Origin of the sequence: Streptomyces panaciradicis, from assembly GCF_023516615.1 — a bacterium.
Classification (GTDB): Bacteria; Actinomycetota; Actinomycetes; order Streptomycetales; family Streptomycetaceae; genus Streptomyces; species Streptomyces panaciradicis.
Genome location: NZ_JAMGBF010000182.1, coordinates 1 through 18,218 on the forward strand (window position 1 = coordinate 1; position 18,218 = coordinate 18,218).

17 protein-coding genes and 1 pseudogene are annotated in these 18,218 nt (G+C 71.0%); 14 read left to right on the forward strand and 4 right to left on the reverse strand.

The genetic code is table 11. The features are described from left to right. Window positions 1-183: 183 nt before the first annotated feature. Both M8J74_RS38865 and M8J74_RS38870 read right to left on the reverse strand, forming a co-directional pair. Window positions 184-1,668 carry a class I adenylate-forming enzyme family protein gene (locus M8J74_RS38865; RefSeq protein WP_249840949.1) on the reverse strand — a complete coding sequence of 495 codons (1,485 nt, stop codon included), beginning with the start codon at window positions 1,666-1,668 and terminating at the stop codon, window positions 184-186. Further along, entirely contained in the window at window positions 1,668-1,916 is a 249-nt protein-coding gene (locus M8J74_RS38870; protein ID WP_058927669.1) for an acyl carrier protein, read from the reverse strand. Before M8J74_RS38870 ends, M8J74_RS38865 begins: the two co-directional genes overlap by 1 nt. A 489-nt stretch (window positions 1,917-2,405) precedes the next feature. Between M8J74_RS38870 and paaA the strand changes: the two genes are divergently transcribed. The 12 genes from paaA to M8J74_RS38930 all read left to right on the forward strand — a co-directional run bounded on the left by paaA (window position 2,406) and on the right by M8J74_RS38930 (window position 12,661). After that, window positions 2,406-3,416: a 1,2-phenylacetyl-CoA epoxidase subunit PaaA gene (gene paaA / locus M8J74_RS38875; protein ID WP_249840971.1), complete on the forward strand. Its 1,011-nt coding sequence runs from the start codon at window positions 2,406-2,408 to the stop codon at window positions 3,414-3,416. Then, a complete protein-coding gene (paaB, locus tag M8J74_RS38880) occupies window positions 3,413-3,724 on the forward strand; it encodes a 1,2-phenylacetyl-CoA epoxidase subunit PaaB (RefSeq protein ID WP_249840950.1) in 312 nt (103 codons plus the stop codon). The genes paaA and paaB overlap by 4 nt, the downstream gene beginning before the upstream one ends. After that, a complete protein-coding gene (paaC, locus tag M8J74_RS38885; RefSeq protein WP_372500410.1) occupies window positions 3,708-4,508 on the forward strand; it encodes a 1,2-phenylacetyl-CoA epoxidase subunit PaaC in 801 nt (266 codons plus the stop codon). The genes paaB and paaC overlap by 17 nt, the downstream gene beginning before the upstream one ends. Next, window positions 4,505-5,017 (forward strand): 1,2-phenylacetyl-CoA epoxidase subunit PaaD, encoded by a 513-nt coding sequence (gene paaD / locus M8J74_RS38890; RefSeq protein WP_249840951.1) that lies wholly within the window; start codon window positions 4,505-4,507, stop codon window positions 5,015-5,017. Before paaC ends, paaD begins: the two co-directional genes overlap by 4 nt. An 8-nt stretch (window positions 5,018-5,025) precedes the next feature. Further along, on the forward strand, window positions 5,026-6,207 hold the full coding sequence (locus tag M8J74_RS38895; protein WP_249840952.1) for a 2Fe-2S iron-sulfur cluster-binding protein: 1,182 nt from the start codon (window positions 5,026-5,028) through the stop codon (window positions 6,205-6,207). A 76-nt stretch (window positions 6,208-6,283) separates the two neighbouring features. Then, the gene (locus M8J74_RS38900) at window positions 6,284-7,060 is read left to right on the forward strand and encodes an SDR family oxidoreductase (protein WP_249840953.1); all 777 of its coding nucleotides are present in this window, start codon (window positions 6,284-6,286) and stop codon (window positions 7,058-7,060) included. A gap of 84 nt (window positions 7,061-7,144) precedes the next feature. After that, window positions 7,145-7,993 (forward strand): tryptophan 2,3-dioxygenase, encoded by an 849-nt coding sequence (locus M8J74_RS38905; RefSeq protein WP_249840954.1) that lies wholly within the window; start codon window positions 7,145-7,147, stop codon window positions 7,991-7,993. Next, window positions 7,983-8,837, forward strand: coding sequence for an alpha/beta hydrolase family protein (locus M8J74_RS38910; RefSeq protein WP_249840955.1), 855 nt, complete (start codon window positions 7,983-7,985; stop codon window positions 8,835-8,837). The genes M8J74_RS38905 and M8J74_RS38910 overlap by 11 nt, the downstream gene beginning before the upstream one ends. Next, window positions 8,834-10,102, forward strand: coding sequence for a kynureninase (gene kynU / locus M8J74_RS38915; protein WP_249840956.1), 1,269 nt, complete (start codon window positions 8,834-8,836; stop codon window positions 10,100-10,102). Before M8J74_RS38910 ends, kynU begins: the two co-directional genes overlap by 4 nt. A gap of 535 nt (window positions 10,103-10,637) precedes the next feature. Next, window positions 10,638-11,555, forward strand: coding sequence for a DUF6891 domain-containing protein (locus tag M8J74_RS38920; protein ID WP_249840957.1), 918 nt, complete (start codon window positions 10,638-10,640; stop codon window positions 11,553-11,555). 119 nt (window positions 11,556-11,674) lie between these two features. Continuing rightward, on the forward strand, window positions 11,675-12,106 hold the full coding sequence (locus M8J74_RS38925; RefSeq protein ID WP_249840958.1) for a DUF4240 domain-containing protein: 432 nt from the start codon (window positions 11,675-11,677) through the stop codon (window positions 12,104-12,106). Between the two features lie 156 nt (window positions 12,107-12,262). Beyond that, the gene (locus tag M8J74_RS38930; protein ID WP_249840959.1) at window positions 12,263-12,661 is read left to right on the forward strand and encodes a nuclear transport factor 2 family protein; all 399 of its coding nucleotides are present in this window, start codon (window positions 12,263-12,265) and stop codon (window positions 12,659-12,661) included. 100 nt (window positions 12,662-12,761) lie between these two features. Here the strand turns inward: M8J74_RS38930 and M8J74_RS38935 are convergent, their stop codons facing one another. Together M8J74_RS38935 and M8J74_RS38940 are read right to left on the reverse strand one after the other, a co-directional pair. Continuing rightward, complete coding sequence (locus M8J74_RS38935) at window positions 12,762-13,604, reverse strand: DUF6461 domain-containing protein (RefSeq protein WP_249840960.1); 843 nt, start codon at window positions 13,602-13,604, stop codon at window positions 12,762-12,764. 197 nt (window positions 13,605-13,801) lie between these two features. Then, window positions 13,802-15,388, reverse strand: a complete 1,587-nt coding sequence (locus M8J74_RS38940; protein ID WP_249840961.1) for a cellulose binding domain-containing protein — start codon at window positions 15,386-15,388, stop codon at window positions 13,802-13,804. A 393-nt stretch (window positions 15,389-15,781) separates the two neighbouring features. On the opposite strand from M8J74_RS38940, the pseudogene M8J74_RS38945 reads away from it, so the two are divergent. After that, a pseudogene (locus M8J74_RS38945) lies at window positions 15,782-16,504 on the forward strand (lytic polysaccharide monooxygenase auxiliary activity family 9 protein); the annotation flags it as partial. A 200-nt stretch (window positions 16,505-16,704) separates the two neighbouring features. Beyond that, the gene (locus tag M8J74_RS38950; protein ID WP_249840962.1) at window positions 16,705-17,205 is read left to right on the forward strand and encodes a GNAT family N-acetyltransferase; all 501 of its coding nucleotides are present in this window, start codon (window positions 16,705-16,707) and stop codon (window positions 17,203-17,205) included. Window positions 17,206-18,218 lie beyond the last annotated feature (1,013 nt).

The window sequence follows — 18,218 nt, forward strand, 5'->3', positions numbered from 1 at the left end:
TCGCCGCCGCGGACGCCTCCGCCGGGCCGGCCGGGCCGAGCCGCGGCTCGTCGACGTGGGCGAGGCCGAGGCCGAGCCCTGCGGCGGCCAGCCGGGGACGCAGCCGCGTGAGCCCGGCGACGGCCACGGCCCCGTCCGGCTTCTCCTCGCCGGACCCGGTCACGAGGCTCAGGCCCCTCACCGTCAGGCCCGCAGCAGCTTCTTGATGATCTTCCCGGCGGGGTTGCGGGGCACCTGCTCGATGAACTCCACGCTCCTGGGACGCTTGTACGGAGCGAGCAACCGCGCGACGTGGCCCAGCAGTTCCGCCGCGCTCGCCTCCCTGTCCGGCTCCAGGGCCACGTAGGCCAGCGGCACCTCGCCGTAGTCCTCGTCGGGCGTGCCGACGACCGCCGCGTCATGGACCGCCGGGTGGGTCATCAGGGCGCGCTCGATCTCCGAGGGGTACACGTTCTGGCCGGCGCGGATGATGACGTCCTTGGTACGGTCCACCAGGCTGATGCGGCCCTCCTCGTCGACGAACCCCAGGTCGCCCGTTCTCGTCCAGCCGTCGAGGGTGATCTCGCGGGTGGCCTCGGGGTCGTTCCAGTAGCCCTGCATGACGCCGGGACCGCGCACCACGATCTCGCCGATCTCGCCGCACGGCACCTGTCGGCCCTCCCGGTCGACGGCGCGCGCCGACATGCCCGGCACGACCCGCCCGCACGGGATGCGCGCGGTGACGTCCCCCGGCGCGGGGTGCTCGTCGGGGCCGAGGGTGACGAAGGGGCCGCCGACCTCGGTCATGCCGTACACCTGGCGGAAGCCGCAGCCCAGCCGCTCCACCGCCTCGGTGTACACGTCCAGGGGCATCGGCGCGGCGCCGTAGAGGATCTCACGCAGCGAGGAGAAGTCGGTGCGCTGCGACGACCTGGCCTGGAGCATGAACCGCAGCATCTGCGGCACCATCCACATGTGCGTGGCGCGGTGGCGCTCCACCGCGGTCAGCGCCCGCTGCGGGGTGAAGCCGGGCATGAGCGCGACGGTGGCGCCGGCTGCCATGTACGTCAGCGAGACGACCATGCTGCCGTGGTACAGCGGGCAGCAGTTGACCATGACGATGTCGTCGGTGGGCCGGGCCATGACCAGCCAGCCCAGGGCGATCGCCCGGAACGAGGCGCTGTCGACCGTGACGCCCTTGGCCTGGCCGGTGGTCGCCGAGGTGTGCAGCACGGCGATCGGGTCGGTGTCGGCCACCGGGGGCAGCTCCCGCCGCGGTGCCAGCGTGCCCAGCGTCGCGAAGGCGGGCTTGTCCAGCGCCACGCGCACGCGCACCGACTCCGGCAGTCGCGCGTGGCGGTCGAGCAGCTCCGACTCGCCGAGCACCGCGGACGCTCCGACGCGCTCGACGATGCCGGCGACCTCGGGCTCGGCCAGGCTGTGGTTCAGCGGCACGAACAGCGCGCCCAGCCGGGCGAGCGCGAAGTAGCTCTCCAGGACCTCGATGCGGTCCTTGGACAGAACGGCGACCCGGTCACCGCGCTCGATGCCCAGCTCGGCGAAGCCGCGGGCCAGTTCGGCCGTGCGGTCGTACAACTGCCCCCAGGTGACGCTGCGTTCCTCGTCGACGAGCGCGGTCCGTTCGGCGAAGCACTGCCGGTTGCGCTCCAGCAGCTGCGTCAGCCACATCACGCACCGCCGGCGGCGCCGGCGGCGGAGCGCTCGGCCACGAACCGCTCGTAGTCGGCGATGGTGTGCAGCTTCTCCATGTCCTCGGCCGTGATCTCCACGCCCAGCCGCTGCTCCACGAGCAGCACCAGACGCACCAGGTCGCCCGAGTCGATGCCGCTGGCGGCGAGGTCGACGTCGTCGCCGACCGCCTCCGCGTACTCGACGGTGCCGGTGAGTTCGACCAGCAACTCCCTGATGGTGCTCATGGTTTCCCCTTTCGCCACGGCGCGTCGGCCGCCGTGCGGGCCTCGAGTGTCACCTCCTCAAGAGGCGGCCGACGCCGCTCGCACTCCCCCGGCCCGTCCGTGAGCTTTGTCACGCGCCCGAACCCCGGCCGACAGGGATAGCCGGGCCGCCCGCCCGGCCTCCTTACCCGAACGAAGACACCTGCTCCGCCCGGTCCGTCCCGTCGCGCGATGGGGACGGGCCCCGAACCAGGGAGTGATGCGCGTGCCCAGGCAGCCGGTACGGGTCCGGTCCACCGCAGGAGGTTCCGCGTGGCCCGTGCGCCCCGCCATCACGGCGAACCACGTCCGCCGGAGCGTTGCCGCGTGAACGCGAGGCCGGCCGTCGGCGACAGGCCCGAGCAGGCGACGCGGGACGCCACGCGAGCCGCAGGCACCACGACGGCCGCCCCACCATCCGGGCAGGCCCACAGCGCCGCCTCGGCGGGCCAGGGCGCCGGGCAGGACGAACTGCTCGCCCACTTCGACGCCTTGATCGAACAGGGCGAGACGATCGAGCCCCGCGACTGGATGCCCGACGGCTACCGCCGCATGCTGATCCGCCAGATCGCCCAGCACGCCCACTCCGAGATCATCGGCATGCAGCCCGAGGGTGCCTGGCTGACCCGCGCCCCCTCCCTGCACCGCAAGTCGGTTCTCATCGCCAAGGTCCAGGACGAGGCCGGTCACGGGCTGTACCTGTACTCCGCGGCCGAGACGCTGGGCGTGGACCGCGCCGATCTGCTCGACGCCCTGCACCTGGGCCGCCAGCGCGCCTCGGCCACCTTCAACCACCCGGCACTGACCTGGGCGGACACCGGTGCCATCGCCTGGCTGACCGACGGCGCCGCCGTCATCAACCAGGCCCCCCTGTGCCGTACTTCCTACGGGCCCTACGCGCGGGCGATGCGCCGGGTCTGCCAGGAGGAGGCCTTCCACGTGCGCCAGGGCTACGACCTGATGCGCGCCCTGTGCAAGGGCACGCCCGAGCAGAAGGCGATGGCACAGGACGCGGTGGACCGGTGGTGGCTGCCGGCCGTGGCGCTGATGTTCGGCCCGCCCGACACCGAGGCGGGCGGGTCCGACGCGCGCACCGCCGCACTCGGCGCGGCCGTCTCGCGCCGCGCGATGGCCTGGGGCATCAAGCGCCACACCAACGACGAACTGCGCCAGCGCTTCGTCGACCAGTGCGTGCCGCAGGCCGAGCGCCTGGGCCTGACACTGCCCGACCCGGCCATCCGCTGGAACGAAGAGCGCGGCCACTACGACTTCAGCCCGATCGACTGGGACACCTACCGCACGGCCCTGGGCGAGGACACCCACTGGGCGCGCCGGCGCATCGACCACCGCAAGGCCGCCCACGACGAGGGCGCCTGGGTCCGGGAGGCCGCCGCCGCGTACGCCGCCCGGGAGGAGGCCTCCGGGGCACCGGCCGGCCCGGCCGCGGACGTCCACCGGCAGACGCAGGAGGAGCGCGTATGAACCGCAACGACGAGGGCGCGCCCGCGTCCTGGGAGGTCTTCCTGCGGGCCCGCCGCGGACTCGCCCACCAGCACGTCGGCTCGGTGCGCGCCGCCGGCCCCGACACGGCGCTGGCGGCCGCCCGTGATCTGTACACGCGCCGCGGCGACCCGCTGTCCCTGTGGGTGGTGCGTTCCGACGCCGTGCACGCGGCCTCTCCCGACGAGCGCGACCCGTACTTCTCGGGCGCCCGGCACAAGCCGTACCGCTACCCCGAACACTTCCCGCCGCTCAACGACAAGGGGCCCGAAGGTGACCACGACCAGTGACCAGCGGGCGAACCCCGCGGCAAGCGCCTGCCCCGACGTCGATCTCGCCACGCACCTGCTGCGCCTGGGCGACGACGCCCTCGTCCTCGGACAGCGGCTGTGCGCCTGGATCACGCGCGCGCCCCTGATCGAGGAAGACCTGGCCCTGTCCAACATCGCCCTCGACCTCGTCGGCCACGCGCGTGCGCTGCTCACCCGCAGCGGCCGGCTCGACGGCACCGGCCGCACCGAGGACGACCTGGCCTTCACGCGCCGCGAACGCGACTTCACCAACGCCCTGTTGACGGAACTGCCCAACGGCGACTTCGCGACGACCATCGCACGCCAACTCGCCTACACCCACTACGCCTGCCTGTACTACGAGGCCCTGGCCGGCTGCCCGGACCCCGAACTCGCCGCCTTCGGCGCGCGGGCCGCCAAGGAAGTCGCTTTCCACCGGCTGCACGCCGACCGCTGGGTCCGCCAACTGGGCCTCGGCACAGCGCAGAGCGCGCGCCGGATGCAGCAGGGCCTGGAGCGGGTGTGGCCCTATACGGCCGAACTCTTCGACGAGGACGACGTCGTACGACGCCTCGCCGCCACCGGTGCCGTGCCCTCCCCGGCGCCGCTGCGCCCCGCGTGGGAGCGGGAGGTCACCAAGGTCGTCACCGGCGCGGGCCTCACCGTGCCGACGCCCTCCTGGACGGCCGGAGGCGGCCGATCAGGTCTGCACACCGAGGAGTTCACCGACCTGATCGGCGAACTGCAGTCGGTGCACCGGCAATTCCCCGGGGGGACCTGGTGAACGCCGCCGCACGCTCACAGACCCCCCTCGGCGTGGCCGAGGTGCGCGGGCGGGTGGCGGACCTGCCCGACCCCGAACTGCCCGTGATCACCCTCGGCGACCTGGGGGTGGTGGGTGCCGTCGGCCCCGGACCGGACGGGACCCTGGAGGTGGAGATCACCCCCACCTACCTGGGCTGCCCCGCCCTGCCCGCGATCACCGCCGCCGTCCACGAGGTCCTGGACGCCTGCGGCCACCCCGACGGCCGCGTGCGGCAGGTGCTCTCCCCGCCCTGGACGACCGACCGCATCACCCCGCGCGGACTGCGCACCCTCGCCGCCCACGGCATCGCCCCGCCCCTGCCCGCCCGAGCCGACGGCCCGGTCACCGTGGAGCTGGGCGCCGTCGCCTGCCCGCACTGCGGCTCGCGCGCCACCCGGCCGCACAGCCCCTTCGGACCGTCCCGCTGCCAGTCGATGCTGTGGTGCACGACGTGCCGCGAGCCCTTCCCCCACCTGACCGCGCTATGAGGCACACCGTGAACACCCCCGCCACCCCACCGACCGTCCTTCGCCAGGAGACGTCCGCCGAGCAGCCCGTCCCCGGGGGCCAGAGCCCCCGATGGCATTCGGCGACGGTCGGTGAAGTGTGCCGGCTGACCCCGGACGCGGTGGCCGTCACCCTGGAGGTGCCCGCCCGGCTGCGGGAGGTCTTCGCCCACCGGCCCGGACAGCACGTCATCGTCCGGCACCGCCGCGCCGACGGCGAACTGCGCCGCGCCTACTCCCTGTGCCCGCCCCCGCACGACCCCACGGCCCTCCGCCTGGTGATCAAGCGCGGCGCCCCGGACGGCTTCGGAGCCCACGCCGCCCGCCTGAGCCCCGGCGACCGGCTCGAACTGTCCTCCCCCACCGGCCACTTCGCCCTGCCGGACGTCCACGGCGCCCACCACGTCCTGATCGCCGGCGGCTCCGGTATCACCCCGCTGGCCGCGCTGGCCGCCGACGCGCTGCGCCGCGACACCACCTGCCGGGTGTCCCTCGTCCACTCCGTCCCGACCGCCGCGCACGCCCTGCTCTCCGACGAACTGGCCGCCCTCAAGGACACGTTCCTCGACCGCTTCTCCGTCCTGTACGTCCTCACCCGCGAGGAGCAGGCCCCGGGCGGCGGCCCGTTCCGCGGACGGATCGACGCCGACATGCTGTCCCGTCTGCTCACCGCCCTCGTCGCCGAGCCCGCCGAAGACACCGCGTTCGCCCTGTGCGGACCCCCGGAAATGATCGCAACCATACGGAGGTGCCTGGACGCCTGGGGCGCCCAACCATCCCTCATCCGCTGGGAGTTGTTCACAGCCGGCCCCACCACCACGGCCCCCGCCACCAGCCCCGCGCCGGCCCGGCTCCCCGCCGACAGCACCTCCGAGACGTCACCGGCCTCGGCAACCAGCCGCATCACCGCCCTCCTCGACGGACACCGTCGGCACACCACCGTCGGCCCCCACGACACCGTGATCCTCGACGCCCTGCTGCGCGCGCACCCCGACGTGCCCTACGCGTGCCGCGAGGGCGTGTGCGGCAGCTGCCGCGCCAAGATCCTCTCCGGACGCGTGCGAGCGGATCACCAGCACGCGCTGGACGACCGCGACCGCGCCGCCGGCTACACGCTCGTGTGCCGGGCACGACCGGACACCGCCGAGGTCGTCCTCGACTTCGACGCATGACACCCGCCTGCCGTCCCTCCGAGGCCACCGCCCACGACCACCGCACCCCGTCCGCACCCAGCGAAGGAGACGCACGTTGAGCACCACCGCCCGCCTTGCAGGCAAGACCGCCCTGGTCACCGGGGGCAGCCGGGGAATCGGCCGGGCCATCAGCCGCCGTCTCGCGCGCGACGGCGCGCTGGTGGCCGTGCACTACGGCCACGACCCGGCCGCGGCCGAACGGACCGTCAAGGAGATCGAGGCCGACGGCGGCCAGGCCTTCGCCCTCCACGCCGAACTGGGCGTTCCCGGCGACGCCGACACCCTGTGGTCCGCCTTCGACCGGGCCGGCGCGGACCGGGGCACGGACGGCGGCCTCGACATCCTGGTCAACAACGCGGGCATCACCGTCCCGCGCCCCCTCGCGGAGGTGAGCGAGGCCGACTACGACCGGGTGTTCGCGATCAACACCAAGGCACCCTTCTTCATCATCCAGCGCGGCCTCACCCGGCTCCGCGACGGCGGCCGGATCGTCAACATCTCCTCCGTCGCCACCCGGGTCGCGTTCCCCGCGATCATCTCGTACACCATGACCAAGGCCGCCCTCGACTACCTCACGCTGACCCTCGCCCAGGAACTGGGCCCTCGGGGCATCACGGTCAACGCCGTCGCTCCCGGCTACACCGAGACCGAGATCAATCCCACGCTCGCCGTCCCGGAGATCCGCCGCCGGTACGCCGAGGCATCCACCTTCAACCGGCTCGGCCAGCCGACGGACATCGCCGACGTGGTCTCCTTCGTCGCGAGCGACGAGGCCCGCTGGGTGACCGGACAGTGGATAGACGCCTCCGGCGGAGCCCACCTCGGTGTCTGACGCGCCCCCGCACCGGCCTCGCCCCACATCCGCCGCACCCTCACGCGCCCGTCCTTCCGCACGGCCGCAGCACCAGGAGACGCGATGAACGACCGCACCACCGCCTTCGCCGACCCGCGCACGGACGACACCCTGACCCAGCCCTTCACCGGCCCCAGCCCCTACGACAACTACGTACACGCCTCCGCCCTCAACTCGATGCAGCAGCCGCTCACCGAGGCACCCGACGAGATGGGCTTCCTCGTCACCACCCAGGTGATGGAACTGTGGTTCACCCTCATCGTCCACGAGTGGCGCACCGCGCAGGTGGCCTTCGCCAAGGACGACCTGCCGGCGGCCATGGACGCCCTCACCCGCAGCCGCCGCGCCCTGACCGCGCTCAACGGCGCCTGGGCGCCGATCGCCGCCCTGACACCCGCTCAGTTCGACGGGTTCCGCGCCGCGTTCGGCAAGGCATCGGGCTTCCAGTCGGCGATGTACCGGCACATGGAGTTCCTGCTCGGCGACAAGTCCGCCGGGCTGCTGCGCGCACACCGAGGAGACCCGGCCGTCCACCAGGCGCTCAGCGAGACCTACCGTGAACCGTCCCTGTACGACGAGGTGTTGGCCTTCCTGCACCGGCAGGGCCTGCACGTGCCGCTCCGCGTCCGCGAGCGGGACGTGACCGACCCCTACACCTCGGACCCCGGCGTGGTGGACGTGTGGCGGGAGATCTACGCCGGCCCGCAGCATCACCCTCACCTGGCCCTGGGCGAAATGCTCACCGACATCGCCGAGCTCATCACCCGCTGGCGCTTCGAGCACGTACTGGTGGTCCGCCGCGCCATGGGCTCCAAGCCCGGAAGCGCCGGCTCCTCGGGCCTGGCCTGGCTGGAACAGCGCGCCGCCCGCCCGGTCTTCCCCGAGCTGTGGGAGGTGCGCGGTGGCATCTAGGGTCATCTCCGCCTTCGCCGCCGAGGAGGAGCAGCGCGTCCTGAGCCTCAAGCCGGTCCTGGCACCCGTGCACCGTCGCTACGGCGACCATCCCCACCAGGTGTACGACGCCTGGCCCTCGGACGACCCCGACGCCCCGCGGGTGATCCTCCTGCACGGCGGCTACTGGCGCTACGACCGCATGCACCTGACCCCGTTCGCCGCCTACCTGGCCCAGCAGGGCTTCGACGTCCTGCTCCCTGGCTTCCGCCGCTCAGGAGGAGCCGGCGGCTACCCCGAGACCTTCGACGACGTCGCCCGCATCGTCGACACCCTCCCCGAGGGACGGCCGTACGTCCTGGCCGGCCACTGCTCCGGCGGGCATCTGGCCCTGTGGTGCGCCGCCCGCGGGCTGCTGCCGGCGGGCTCGCGCTGGCACACCCGCAACCTGCCCCCGAGCGTCCTCGCCCTCGCGCCGCTCACCGACCTCGTCGCCACCCGCCGGGACGACCTCAGCAACGGTGCCGCCCTGCAACTCCTCGGCGGACCGGAGCACTTCGAGGAGCGCCTGTCCGAGGTCGACCCCCTGACCCTGCTGCGCGACGCGGGCACCACCGGAGTGCCGACCGTGCTGCTGCACGGCGCCGTCGACGAGGAGGTGCCCCTCACCCAGTTCTCCGACTACGCGGCGGTCCATCGCGACCTCCGCACGGTCGTCCTGCCCGGCACCGGCCACTACACGCTCATCGAACCCGGCGCGCCCGGCGCCCGCGCCGTCGCCGACACCCTGCGGGACATGGCGGCCGCCTTCCCCGCCCAGCACTCGGCACCGGCACCGGCAGACGAGGAGTTCCTGCACCGATGACGACCACGCCGACGACCACCGCACAGGTGGAAGACCTGACCGAGGTCGCCGCGCGACTCGACGCCGTCGACTCGCTGGCTCACCTGCGCGAACGCTTCCTGCTCCCCCCGGACGTCGTCTACCTCGACGGCAACTCCCTCGGCCCGCTGCCCGCCGCCGTCCCGCCGGTCCTCACCGACGTCGTGACCCGGCAATGGGGCGCCGACCTGATCGGCTCCTGGAACGACAACGGCTGGTGGGAGGCGCCCCTGCGCGTGGGCGACACCATCGGCGCGCTCATCGGCGCCGCACCGGGGCAGACGGTCGCGGGCGACTCCACGAGCGTGCAGTCGTACACCGCCCTGGACGCGGCCGTCTCGCTCCGGCCGGACCGCACCCTGCTCGTCACCGACCCCGACCACTTCCCCACCGACCGCTTCATGGCCGCGGCCGTCGCCGAGCGCCGCAACCTGGACCTGCGGCCGGTGGCACCGGCGGACCTGCCCCGCTTCCTGCGGGACGAGGGCGACCAGGTGGCCGTCGTCAGCTACTCGCCCGTCGATTTCCGCACCGGCGAACTGTTCGACATGCACGCCCTGACACGGGCCGTGCACGACGCCGGCGCTCTGGTCCTGTGGGATCTGTGCCACGCCGCCGGCGCCCTACCCGTCGAACTCGACCTCATCGAGGCCGACTTCGCGGTGGGCTGCGGCTACAAGTACCTCAACGGCGGCCCCGGCGCCCCGGCATACCTCTACGTGGCCCACCGCCACCACCGGGAACTGCGCACGCCGTTGCCGGGCTGGACCGGACACGCCGACCCCTTCGGCCTCACCCGTGACTACACCCCCGCCCCGGGCATCGCCCGGGCCAGAATCGGCACGCCCCCGATCCTGTCCCTGCTCGCGCTGGAGGCGGCCCTGAGTGTCTACGACGGGGTGGACATCGCCGAGGTCCGCGCCAAGAGCCTGTCCCTGACCGGATTCCTCCTGCGCTGCGCCGAGGACCTCCTCACGCCCTTCGGTTTCACCTCCGTCACCCCGTCCGACCCCCACCGGCGCGGCAGCCAGGTCTCCCTGCGTCACCCCCACGCCCACGCCCTGACGCGCGCGCTCGCCGACCACGGCGTGATCGCGGACATGCGCGCCCCCGACCTGCTGCGCTTCGGCGTCAACGCCCTCTACACCACTCACCAGGAACTGCTCACCGCGGCACGGCGCCTCCGGGACATCACCGCCGAGGGCGCCTACGACCCGACACCGCGGGCATCAGGCCCGGTCACATGACCTCACCCCTACCGCCGCGTGCTCACTTGAACGGCGATCAGCACGCACTTGGGTAACCGGCTTGCGACAGCCGTAGACGAAAGAACAACCAAGATCGTGCGACGCTTCCTGCGCAGACAGGTGGACGAGCATGGCGTCAGAGGGTCGGCACCGCGCTCGCTCAGCCCCAGCGGACCAAGGCAGATCCACCTTTATTGCAAGGCAGCCCCGCCGGTTCCTGCGGACGAGCTGACTCCTGGGACCCGAGGGGCCATCTACTGGCACGGGAACCACTGGGCGACGACCGGCCTGCGCGGGAATTGGGACCCGTTCGTGTTCGCGTGGGACGCCGAAGCGAAACACTGGAACAGCCGCCTCACACCGCCGGACGGCAGAGGCCATCCGACGACCACTTCTCCCAGACAGCCCGCATCGAGGCCCACATCTACGACCTCCTGCGGTATCCGGGGACGCGTAGAGAGCCTCCCGGACTTGGTTGGCAAGGGGTGTGGGTCCCGGGAGGTCTGCTGTCAGAGGCGTATGCCAGAGTCTGCGCATGCTCGAGATCGTGGTGAAGACGGAGAACTGGGAGCGGCACGTCCGTGTGTCCGCCGAGGAACTCGGAAGGCTGGTCCGGCGGATCGGGAGTGCCGGTGACCAGTTCTTGGTGGTCCAGCGGATACCCGACCTTCCTGACGTCTTCGCCCAGGTCTGGCACCAGACCGGTGGTGACTACACGCTGGAGCACCGCGACGGTGCGGCTGACCGGCATTTTCAGGTGATGGTCGACGGACCGGGGGCAGTGATTGCGGCGATGACCGGCTGGGCAAGCCAGGAGGCCGGATGGGACGGTGGTCTGGACTGGTCGTTGCTGGACATGGGACCCGCCCGCGAAGTGCCGCCTCTTAACCTCGGCGAAGACGAGTGCAAGGAATTGGAGAAGCGCGTCCGAGAAGTGCTGGTCGGCGGCTACGCCTCCCGCGCCGAACTGGCCGAGCTCGCTGAGGAGTACCTCGTCACCAACGACCGCCGGCCCGTCTCGCGCGAGCAGGCTCAGTCGCTGGCCGACCGGCTGTGGCTGGAGCGAGTCGCAGAACAGGCCAAGTGGCAGGGCGAGACGGACCCTGAGCGGCTGACCCGGGCGTTCACCACCCTGCAGGCTGACAGGATCACTGCCCGCGAGAACTTCACCTGTTGCCGTAGCTGCGGTCAGTCCGAGATCGGTGCTGAAGGCGGACCCGATGCCCGTGGCTTCGTCTACTTCCACACTCAGTGCACGGACTCTGCCGCAGCCGGCCACGGACTGACGCTGCTGTACGGCGGCTTCGACGGCTCGTCCGAGACCACTGCAGCCATCGGCCACGAGGTCGTGACCGCGCTCGAAGCAGTCGGCCTCCACGCCGAGTGGGACCACGACCCCGGCCGAGCCATAACCGTCACCCCGCTGGACTGGCGCCGCCGCTTGGTCGGCTAGGGAGGGCGCGCCATTGCTTCGGCATGTTGAAGCATCGTTCGACGCGAGCTACCGCGCGTGGCTCGGACGGCGATAACAGACGCCGCCACGCTGTCACAGCCGTCCGTCATGCTCTGCCCATGAACGAGAACGCCTTCTGGCAGCTCATCAGCGACTGCACATCCCCCCTACCCGACCCCGACGCCGTGCGACTGGCCGCGGCACTGACGAACCGTCTGGCCGCAGGCCGGTTGGCGACGGTAACCGGGTTTGCCGAACAGTTGTCATGGGCGCTCTACCGACTCGATCGCAGGGAATACGGGCACGACCTGTCCGGCGGCGGCTTCCTCTACACGAGGGCAGCGGTCGTGGCCGCCGGCCGTGAGGCCTACGAGGCCGTGCTGCGCGACCCTGAACTCTTCGTCCCCTACGCCGCAGGGCTCGTGTGGGCAGAGGACCTGCTCTACGTACCCGACATGGCATACAGACGTATCACCGGTGAGGAGTGGGATCGCAGCACCCGCTACTCATACGAGTCCTACTCAAACGCTGCCGGATGGGCCGAGGGATAACCCCTCCAACGCCCGTTGCCATGCAGTCCGCTGCCCCGCGGCTAGGTTTCGGTACTCCGCGGCCCGGAGCATTCGAAGGAACCGCCGCGGGCAACGGCCTGCAAAGGCCCCGGTGACGGCTCATTGTCGGCGCCCCTCCGCTGTTACTGTCGCGCCATGTCCAAGATCGAGATCGACGCGGTGACCGCCGAGTTCTTCGGCGCCTTTGACAACCGGGGCGGCAAGGCTGCCGACGTGGCCCGGATCCGCCGGCTGGTTCTTCCAAGCGGCGTGATCGTCAAGACCGGGCCGGAATTCACGGTCTACACCGTTGACGGGTTCATCGAGCCGCGTCAGCGGCTGCTGGCTGACGGTCGGCTGGTCGAGTTCTCCGAGTGGGAGGTTTCCGAACGGACCGAGATCGCGGGCGATATCGCGTCGCGGTTCGGCGAGTACCGCAAGTCCGGGATCTTGGACGGTGAGCCGTTCGAGGGCGGCGGCACCAAGACCATCCAGTTCGTCCGCACCTCAGACAGGTGGCGGATCTCCGCAGTCGCCTGGTACGACGAACACTGAAGCTCATCGAGCACGGGCTGAGTCGTCAGACCGCTTCCTCGCCACACGCCAGGGCGATGCGTCGAGAAGTTCACCGGAGCTTTCCGTCGGCGCTCACTCGCTACTCACCCGGCCCACGCTCCGGATGGCCCATGGCCGGCGGCTCGTTGTACGTGACCACGACCGGGGCGTCCGCCTCCTCCCGGGCGCGGTCCGACGCCGTCGCGATCTCCTCGTAGGTCCATTCCCTGTGCAGGCGCTCGCCGTGGGCGTCGGTGATGTCGATGACCACGCCGGTCCACTCCTCGCCGGGCTGTTCGGGAACGAGTCCCAGCGCGTACGTAGCCTCCTGGAGGAGGGATTCCCTGACGCGTATGCCGGTCAGCCTCTCGGCCAGTGCCAGGGTCGCGGCCTTGCGGTCGACGTCCGGGGCGGTCTCGTCGACCCGTCCCTCAGGAGTCAGGGGAAAGCCCACTTCCCGCAGCAGGGGGACCAGTTGATCGGGGGCGTTGCCGTCACGTGCGGAGGGTTCCTCAAAGGTCGTACGGAGTTCGCCGTCCTCGAACCAGTGGAAGAGGTGAATGGGCTTGCCGCCGTTGGCCGAGTGCGCCACCACTCGACCGCCCATCGACAGCCTCCGCGCGCATGCGTCGACGATTCCCAGCCCGCCGTCGAAGCCGAGGACGAGTGTCCAGGCGTCCCTCGGGCCTGACGTGCTGAAGGCGCCCGCGACGTAGGACCCGTCCCAGTAGTCGTAGTCGCTCTCGGCGCGGTGAGCATCATCCGCCGCGATCAGCCCGGCCGTCCCCTCTGCGGTGCCGCGCGGTTCCGCCTGCATGGCATGCAGCACATCACCCGGCGCCCAACCCCGTATCAGGGTCAGGCTGTATCCGCTCTCCATCATGTGACGGAAGAGCGGTGAGGTGCGGATCCAGGCGTAATCGTGCGCTGTCACCAGATTCATACGACGCAGTGTGCCTGACGCCTCTGACAACGCACGATGCGCCGCTGCCACTGGCGCCGGCGACCTCCCTGCACTTGACTCCGTCTGTGCACTGCCGGCCCCGGAGCGCCGGGTCGGACGGGGACTGTCCGTCCTACGCAGGTTGCGCGGCGGGCGCGTCCTCCGACCCGCCCGCCGGCTTGCTGACTGTCTCCCGGTCAGTTGAGGGTGCAGACCGGGTGGCCGGGCAGACCGGAGGAGTCTCCGGTGGCGTTGAAGCCGAACGTCGTCCGGCCGGAGGGCGGGATGGCGCTGTTGTAGTCGACGTTCAAGGCCGTGACCGAGGAACCCGACTGCGTCAGCGTGGTGCTCCACGCGGTCGTCACCTTCTGGCTGCCGGGCCAGTTCCACCCCACCCGCCACCCTTTGCTGGTGGACGTGCCGGTGTTGGTGAGCGTGACCTCGGCGGTGAAGCCACCGGGCCAGGAGTTGACCAGCTTGGTGGCGGCGCTGCAGCCCGAGTCCGTTCCGCCGCCCGTGGAGGTCTGGGTGGTCGCCGAAACGCTGTTGGAGGCGGCCGAGGTGCCTCCCGAGCCGTCGTGCGCCTTGACCGTATAGGTGTACGACGTCGAGGCGGACAGGCCGGTGTCGGTGAAGGACGTGCCGGTGGTGCTGCCCACCGGCTGCCCGTCGCGGTAGACGTCGTACCCGCTGGCACCGGTCGAGGCGCTCCACGACAGCGAGACGCTGCCGGCGCTCGTGGCGGTCACCGCGAGGTTCGTCGGCGCGTCCAGTGACCCGCTTCCGCCGTCGCTGGTGGTGTAACCGACCGCCGTGTACGGCTGGGTACATCCGGAGGTGCAGGAGCTCGGTAGGGCGAAGGTGTACGTGCGCCCGCCTTGAACGAGCTTGCCGTCCACGTCACGGACCCGGACGGTGTACCTCGATCCGCCTGCGGAGTTCGGACCGATCGTGTACTGCTGTCCCAGGTCGCTGACCATGCCGGCCGACACCCACGCACTGCCGTCGTAGTACTCCACTCCGTGGATGCCGTTGGGCAGGTGTGTGACGTCGATGGTGGGCCACCACGTCGCCGCGTTCTGGACGAAGCCGATGGAGATGTCGCCGGAGTAGCCGGGCGCGGGGATGAACGACCAGGAGATGTGCCGGTTGTTCCAGCGGTCGGGGTACATGTCCGCCACCGGTCGGCCGCCGAGCTGGAAGGCGTTCAGCGAGTGGGTTGCCAGGTCCAGGTGGTACGGGTCGTCCCGGCACCATGCGTTGGTGTCGCCGCAGCTGTCGGCGACCAGCATGTCCAGCGTCGCGCCGTTGTACTTGTCCGACGTCCAGTTCCCGTTGCGGCAGAACGCCTGGCCCGCCGCGCCGTCGTTGGTGCCGGTGCAGTAGTCGCCGATCGTCACCCGGACCCAGCGCCCGCAGTTGTGGCCGTTGTCGAACGGTCCCATCCTGTCGGCGTCGCTGGAAGGGACGGGACGCGGAGTGGGCTGCCCGGCATAGTCGCCCGGGGTGTCCCACACGTTGAGCGCCACGAAGTTCTGCGACTCGAGATCCGTCTGCGGTACTCCGCAGCCGCCGTACGGAGATCCGAGGCCGTCGAAGTGCGTGGCGTTGCCGGTCTCGACCGACGAGTCCGCCAGGACGACTCGGCCGTCCGGTGCGGCGGACACCGACACGGCGGCGGACGACTGGCCGTACAGGAACGACGAGGCGAGCAGCAGCACGCCGAACACCGACGCGATGAGTAATCGTCGGCCCGTGCGTCGTGCGAGAGGGGCGGTGATCATAGGTGACCTCCCTGGTGCCGGACCCGATGACCGGCACGTCGACTGGCCCGGCCTCGCGGTCCCCGCGCTCCACCGGTCGGGTTCATGCCAATAATGCGACCGGAACCGCGCTCGGTCACGCCCGCGCAGGAATGTCGGCACAAGGCATTTACTGCACCAGCAGTAAGCGCTATACCCGATAGGTGGGAGCGCTCCCAACGCGTAGCCCCGCTCGACCCCGGACCATGGTGTGCCGACTACGGGAGCCTGCCACGCACGGTCGCACCACCCGCTAGAGGGCCGCCTTCGGCCCTGCCGGATGTCACCGGTCCGACGGCTGACGGTGCCTGACCGGCGCTTGCCCGGTGCCTGTCCTCCCCGCAGCGGTCGGATGACCCCAAGGAGACCCCCCACATGAAGATCGCACGCACCAGGCGACGCACGGCACCGCTGCCCGGCCCTCGCTTACTGAGCCTGCTGGGAGCGGTGCTGCTCGCCCTCGTCCTGAGCTCGCTGCCCTCGCCTGCGTCGGCCCACGGTGTCGCCATGGTCCCGGGCTCGCGCACCTACCTGTGCTACCAGGACCTGATCGCCCACAGCAGCACCCAGATGCCGGCCAACCCGGCCTGCGCCGACGCGGTCAGGGCGACCGGCACCACACCGCTGTACAACTGGTTCGCCGTCCTGGAGTCCAACGGCGGCGGGCGGACCAAGGGCTTCATCCCCGACGGGGAGATCTGCAGCGGTGGCCACACCGGCCCGTTCAACTTCTCCTCGTACAACGCGGCCCGGGCCGACTGGCCCAAGACGCACCTGACCGCGGGCTCGACCATCCAGGTGCAGTACAGCAACTGGGCGGCCCACCCCGGCACATTCAACGTCTACATCACCAAAGACGGCTGGTCCCCGACCAAACTCCTGGCCTGGGACGACCTCACGCTCATCAAGTCCGTCACCAACCCGCCGCAGTCCGGCCGTGCCGGCACGGACGGAGGCCACTACTACTGGGACCTCACGCTGCCGAGCGGCAAGACCGGCCAGCACGAACTGTTCATCCACTGGATCCGCTCGGACAGCCAGGAGAACTTCTACTCCTGCTCCGACATCGTCTTCGACGGCGGCCACGGTGAAGTGACCTACTGATCACGGCATGACGCGCTGTCCCGGCCCGCCGGACCACCCGGCGGGCCACCCTGCGGGCCGTCACCCCGTCCGATCATCCGCCGGCCCGGACACTGATCCCCCGCCGTCCTGGTACCGCACCCGGAACAGTTCCTGAACCCGCACGCTGCCGACCCGCCGCACGACTGCACCCTTCGGTACGACATACTCTGCCGATGAGTACACGCACTTCCCCGATCAGCCAGCCGATCATGATACGGAGGGCCGTCGCGCGAGATGCCAAGCGCCTCACGCGGATCGTGCGCGGCTCGAAGGCATACGAGGGGAAGTACGCAGCCGCAGTCGCGGGCTACCGGGTCGGTCCTGATTACATCGAGGCGCACCGGACCTTCGTAGCCGTGGTCGCCGACGAGCAGGGAGACGGGCAAGGAGACCGCGTGCTCGGGTTCTACTCGCTCGTCCTCTCCCCACCGGAACTCGACCTACTGTTCGTCGCAGACGGAGCACAAGGACGCGGCATCGGACGGCTGCTCGTCGCGCACATGCGGTCCGAGGCTCGTGCCGCCGGGCTCGACCATGTCAGGGTCGTGTCGCACCGTCCCGCCGAGGGCTTCTATCACCGCGTCGGTGCGGTGCGAACCGGGACCGTGCCCGCGAACCCGCCCGCCGTGCCGTGGGACCGCCCCGAGTTCGGATTTCTCATCCCGCCGGAGTGAGGCGCTGCACCGTTCGCTCAGCGGCGGTTGATACCGGGCAGGCGTACGTCGTAGCAGGCCAGCGTGCTCAGGGTCCGTGCCCGCGATCGATTCTTCGTCGCACCACCACGGAGAGCGCAGTCTGCCGGGACACAGGGACGCAGATGGACGTATGCGTACCTGAAGACGTCGATTCCGAACACCTGGACGAGGACCCGGTCTGCGGTTCACGGCATCAGGGAGCTGGTCACACCTTCCCCATGGGCCTCTGATGCCCGCGATCACGTTCGGCCCGCGCTCCGGAGCAGGGTCGATTCTCCCAGTCCTTACCACTGCGGGATCACCGCAGCAATGCGACAGTGAACCCATGAGCCGTCACCGACGCCCGCCGCGGCGGGCCCCGTGGATCGCGGGCGGCGCCGCCGTTCTCGTTCTCGGCGGCGCCGGAACATGGCTGCTTTTGGAATCGAACGGGCACACACCCGACTCAGCGGCGACGGCACCGAGCGCGTCCCCATCAAGAGCGAGGCCATCGGAAACACCCGAGCCACACACTCCCACCTCGGCGAGCTCGACACCGTCGGCGACATCCAAACCGACCGCGACCCCGACATCCCCCTACCCCAAGCCGGTGCCCTCCACGGACCGCCCGACGACGGTCGGCTCGCGTACCGCTCATCCCCCGCAGCCGACGCACACGTCCCCTCAGACCAAACGTCCCCAGTCGGCGACGCGTCCCCCACAGACCAAACGTCCACAGCCAGCATCGCCGCCTCCTCAGACCCCGACGCGACCGACGTCGACCGCCTCGACCCCCGTCCCCCGCCCGTCGTCGACGTCAACACCTCACCCTCAGAGCAGCGGGCCGGTCACCACGACGTGGTACACGTCCCCCACCGCCGTTGCCGCCGCACAACGCATGGCCCTGGCCGCGACCGTCGGCGATCCCGCATGCTCCCTGGCCTCCGTAGGTCCCCCCGACCCCAGCCTCGTACCGCCCGTGAGCCGGATCGGTATCGGCAACGCGGGGAACT

Excerpts from the sequence above, each read along its gene's own strand:
- M8J74_RS38905 (WP_249840954.1), top strand. The coding sequence starts at position 7,145 with ATGAACGACCGCACCACCGCCTTCGCCGACCCGCGCACGGACGACACC.
- paaB (WP_249840950.1), top strand. The coding sequence starts at position 3,413 with ATGAACCGCAACGACGAGGGCGCGCCCGCGTCCTGGGAGGTCTTCCTG.
- kynU (WP_249840956.1), top strand. The coding sequence starts at position 8,834 with ATGACGACCACGCCGACGACCACCGCACAGGTGGAAGACCTGACCGAG.
- M8J74_RS38950 (WP_249840962.1), top strand. The coding sequence starts at position 16,705 with ATGAGTACACGCACTTCCCCGATCAGCCAGCCGATCATGATACGGAGG.
- M8J74_RS38925 (WP_249840958.1), top strand. The coding sequence starts at position 11,675 with ATGAACGAGAACGCCTTCTGGCAGCTCATCAGCGACTGCACATCCCCC.
- M8J74_RS38935 (WP_249840960.1), bottom strand. The coding sequence starts at position 13,604 with ATGAATCTGGTGACAGCGCACGATTACGCCTGGATCCGCACCTCACCG.
- M8J74_RS38940 (WP_249840961.1), bottom strand. The coding sequence starts at position 15,388 with ATGATCACCGCCCCTCTCGCACGACGCACGGGCCGACGATTACTCATC.
- M8J74_RS38930 (WP_249840959.1), top strand. The coding sequence starts at position 12,263 with ATGTCCAAGATCGAGATCGACGCGGTGACCGCCGAGTTCTTCGGCGCC.
- M8J74_RS38865 (WP_249840949.1), bottom strand. The coding sequence starts at position 1,668 with ATGTGGCTGACGCAGCTGCTGGAGCGCAACCGGCAGTGCTTCGCCGAA.
- M8J74_RS38870 (WP_058927669.1), bottom strand. The coding sequence starts at position 1,916 with ATGAGCACCATCAGGGAGTTGCTGGTCGAACTCACCGGCACCGTCGAG.
- M8J74_RS38920 (WP_249840957.1), top strand. The coding sequence starts at position 10,638 with ATGCTCGAGATCGTGGTGAAGACGGAGAACTGGGAGCGGCACGTCCGT.